5 protein-coding genes are annotated in these 3,931 nt (G+C 69.4%); all 5 read left to right on the top strand.

Features of this window, described 5'->3' with window-relative positions; genetic code table 11:
* Window positions 1–554, top strand: a 554-nt coding sequence (locus LQV45_RS19970) for an ATP-binding cassette domain-containing protein (protein ID WP_230008507.1), incomplete at its 5' end; no start/stop codon positions are given.
* Entirely contained in the window at window positions 536–2,107 is a 1,572-nt protein-coding gene (locus LQV45_RS19975; RefSeq protein WP_230008508.1) for a transporter, read from the top strand. The genes LQV45_RS19970 and LQV45_RS19975, both read left to right, overlap by 19 nt.
* A 59-nt stretch (window positions 2,108–2,166) precedes the next feature.
* Window positions 2,167–2,949: a glucosamine-6-phosphate deaminase gene (gene nagB, locus LQV45_RS19980; RefSeq protein WP_230008509.1), complete on the top strand. Its 783-nt coding sequence runs from the start codon at window positions 2,167–2,169 to the stop codon at window positions 2,947–2,949.
* Window positions 2,950–3,009: 60 nt separating this feature from the next.
* Entirely contained in the window at window positions 3,010–3,327 is a 318-nt protein-coding gene (locus LQV45_RS19985) for a DUF3039 domain-containing protein (protein ID WP_370122952.1), read from the top strand.
* 213 nt (window positions 3,328–3,540) lie between these two features.
* Window positions 3,541–3,931: DEAD/DEAH box helicase (locus LQV45_RS19990; RefSeq protein ID WP_230008510.1), on the top strand; the 391-nt coding region annotated here is incomplete at its 3' end.

Here is a 3,931-nt window from a genome sequence, read left to right on the forward strand (position 1 = left end):
TCTGGCAGCATCCGCTGGAGGCCAAGAAGCTGATGCGGATCCTGCCCGACGGCGTCCGGCTGTTCGACCGCCTCAGCGGCGAGCAGCTGGCCACCTATGCCGGCCTGCTGCGCGGGATGGACCGGGAGATGGTGGCGTCCCGGGTGGCGGAACTGCTCGCTGCCCTGGACCTGGCCAATGACGCCGGCACGCTGGTGGTGGACTACTCCGCCGGCATGACCAAGAAGATCGCGCTGGCCTCGGCGCTGATCCACGCCCCGCGGCTGCTGGTCCTCGACGAGCCGTTCGAATCGGTGGACCCGATCTCCGCGGCGAACATCCGCGACATCCTGGACCGCTACGTTTCCTCGGGCGGAACGGTCATCGTCTCCAGCCACGTCATGGACCTGGTCCAGCGCATGTGCGACCACGTCGCAGTCGTCGCGGGCGGCCGGGTCCTCGCCGCCGGGACGGTGGAGGAAGTCCGCGCCGGCGCCAGCCTCGAGGACCGCTTCGTGCAGCTCGTGGGCGGCCGGAACCACACGGAAGGGCTGGAATGGTTGCGCACCTTCTGAGGCTCAAGCTGACCCTGCTGCGCAACAGCGTCCGGCGCAGCCCGTGGCAGCTGGTGGGCCTCGGGATCGGCGCCCTGTATGCCCTGGGAATCGTGGCTGTTTGCGTTGCCGGGCTGTTCGTCCTGCGCGGGGTGGAGATTGAACTCGCCCAGACCGTGGTGGTCCTGGGCGGCGCCACGGCGCTGCTGGGCTGGGCCATCATTCCCGTCGCTGTCTCCGCCGCGGACATGACGCTGGACCCTGCCCGGTTCACCACCTTTGCCGTCCCCATGCCGAAGCTGCTGGCCGGGCTGGCGCTCGGCGGCCTGATCGGCATACCGGGTCTCGCAACCTCACTCGTTGCGCTCGCCACGGTGGGCACCTGGTCCCGCAGCCTGCCGGCCGCAGCCGGCGCCCTCGTCGGTGCCGTGCTGGGCGTGCTGAGCTGCATCGTTCTCTCCAAGGTCGTGACCACGGCCACGGCCGGACTGGCAAGCTCCCGGCGCTTCAAGGACATCAGCTCCGTCGCCTTCCTCATCCCGCTCGTGCTCACGGGGCCCATTGTGGCGGGCATCGCGAGGGGAATCGCCGGTTCCGGCGATTTCCTGACCGGCCTGGCCCGGGCCCTGTCCTGGACGCCGGCCGGGGCGGCCTTCTCGCTCGGCGGCGAGCTGGCTGCCGGCAGCTACGCGGCCGCGGCCGTGAAATTCCTCATCGCCGCGGCCACCCTGGCGGGCCTGGCCCTGGCGTGGAAACTCCTGCTGCAGCGCGCCCTGGTGACCCCGCCCTACGCCGGGACATCCAAGCGGCGGACCGGCGGCACGGGCCTGTTCGGGCTGCTCCCGGCGACACCGGCCGCCGCCGTCGCCGCGAGGTCCCTGTACTACTGGCTGCGCGATCCCCGCTACGCCGGCGCGCTCGTGGTCGTTCCGCTCCTGCCGGTGCTGTTCCTCTTCCAGGGCAGCCAGAGCGGGTTTTACGGCCCGTTCCAGTTCGTCGGGCCGCTGACGGCCTTCCTCCTGGCGTGGTCGATCTCCACGGATGTTTCCTATGACAGCACCGCCTTCGCCCTGCACGTGGCAACCGGGGTGCGCGGCGCCGACGACCGGCTCGGCCGTGCGCTGGCGTGCCTGAGCTTCGCGCTGCCGGTGGCGGTCCTCTTCAGTGTCGGGCCGTTCTTCTTCACCGGCGACTGGGACAAGCTGCCCGCGGTCCTGGGCCTCAGCCTCGGCGTCCTCTTCACCGGCCTGGGCCTGGCCTCGGTGATCTCGGCGCGCTACACCGTGAGCGTCCCGCTCCCGGGGGACAGCCCGTTCAAGAAGCCGCCGGGCAACGTGGCCCAGACCCTCGCCGTGCAGTTCGGCGGCATGGCCGTGCTGCTGGTCCTCGTGGCGCCCGAGGCGGCGCTCGTGGCCGCGCAGTTCATCACCGGCAGCTCCATGCCGGGCTGGATCACGCTGGCCCTCGGACCCGTGCTCGGTCTCACGCTCTTCGCCGTCGGTGTCCGGACCGGCGGAGCATGGCTGGACCGGCGGGCGCCGGAGCTGCTGGCACAACTGGCCGTCAACCGCTGACGGGTGCATGCTGGGAGTGCGCAGACTCGGACACCACGTAGGCCAGTAAAGGCAGGATCATGGAAGTTGTCATCCTTCCCGGCAGCAAACGGATCGCGTCGCTTGCCGCGGATGCGGTGGAAGCCCTTCTCCGCCGCAAGCCCGACGCCGTCCTGGGCCTGGCGACCGGTTCCACGCCCCTGCCGGTGTATGTCGAACTGGCGGCGCGGCACGAGCGCGCCGGACTGGATTTCAGCCGGGTCCGCGCCTTCGCCCTGGACGAGTACGTGGGGCTGCCGGCCGGCCACCCGGAGTCCTACCGCGAGGTGATCGCCCGCGAATTCACCGCACGGGTGAACATCAGTCCGGCCAACGTCCACGTGCCCGACGGCGCGGCGGCGGACATCCCCGCGGCCTGCCGGGCCTATGAAGACGCCATCCGCGACGCCGGGGGAGTGGACCTCCAGCTCCTCGGCGTCGGAACGGACGGCCACATCGGGTTCAACGAACCGGGCTCGTCGCTGGCGTCCCGGACGCGGATCAAGACCCTGATCGAGCAGACACGCCGGGACAACGCACGGTTTTTCGGCAGCCTGGCCGACGTGCCGCACCACGTCCTGACCCAAGGCCTGGGCACCATCCTGGATGCCCGCCACGTGATCCTGATCGCCACCGGTGCGCAAAAAGCCCAGGCCGTCCGGGACCTCGCGGAGGGCCCCGTCGCCGCCATCTGTGCGGCCTCCGTGCTGCAGTTGCACCCGCACGCCACCATCCTCCTGGACGAGGCGGCGGCGTCGTCGCTGCGGCTGGCGGATTACTACCGCCACAGCTACGACCACAAACCCGCCTGGCAGGGCCTCTAGGCCCCGCCGCCGGCACCGCGCAGGTCCGGCAGCGCCCTTCCAACGGCTAAGATGGGTGTCATGACTAGCATGACCGATCCTCTCGAAAACGATCCGATGCGCGAGCTCTCCGGAGCCGGGACGTCAACGGCCACGATCGAGCGCGAGGAACTGCGCCAGGAAGTTGAGCCCGGTGACCGGGAGCGCTTCTCGCACTACGTGCGCAAGGAAAAGATCATGGAATCCGCGCTGACCGGTGAACCGGTGATCGCGCTCTGCGGCAAGGTCTGGACTCCGGGCCGGGATCCGCAGAAGTTCCCCGTCTGCCCCGAATGCAAGGAAGTCTACGAGGGCCTGCGCCCCGGAAACGACGGCGGCAAGGGCTCCGGCGACAAGTAAGGGCAATCAACGGAACCAACAGGTTCCGTTAGCCGTCTTCTGACGGTGCTTCCCTATGGCGGCGCGTCGTCGCGCCCCTGATTTTCTGCTTTCCTGATTGCCGGTCCATGCTGTCCGGGTACTGCCTTACGGTCCATCCAAAAAGATTGGTGTTTTCGTGCTTAATTGGGTTTCTCCGTCGGCTGCAGCCATGCGCGGATGGAGGGCGCCTTAATGACGGAGACACTTTTCGGCGGACCCACGCTTCCCCCCGCCTATCCCGAGCGGGCCGCCTGGGGCACCGCCCCCAAGCTGCGCGCCTGGCAGCAGGAGGCGCTGGACAGCTACTTCAGCACCCACCCCAAGGATTTCCTCGCCGTCGCAACCCCCGGCGCGGGTAAGACCACCTTCGCCCTGCGCGTGGCGTCCATGCTCATCGATTCCGGGGTGGTCAACCGCGTGACCATCGTGGCGCCCACCGACCACCTCAAGCGCCAGTGGGCCGACGCCGCTGCCCGGGTGGGCATCGCGATCGACCCGAACTTCAAGAATGCCGACGGCCAGCACGGCCGCGGGTTCATAGGCGTCGCCGTGACCTATGCCCAGGTGGCCAGCAAGCCCATGC

Source organism: Microbacterium sp. Bi128 (genome assembly GCF_918698205.1).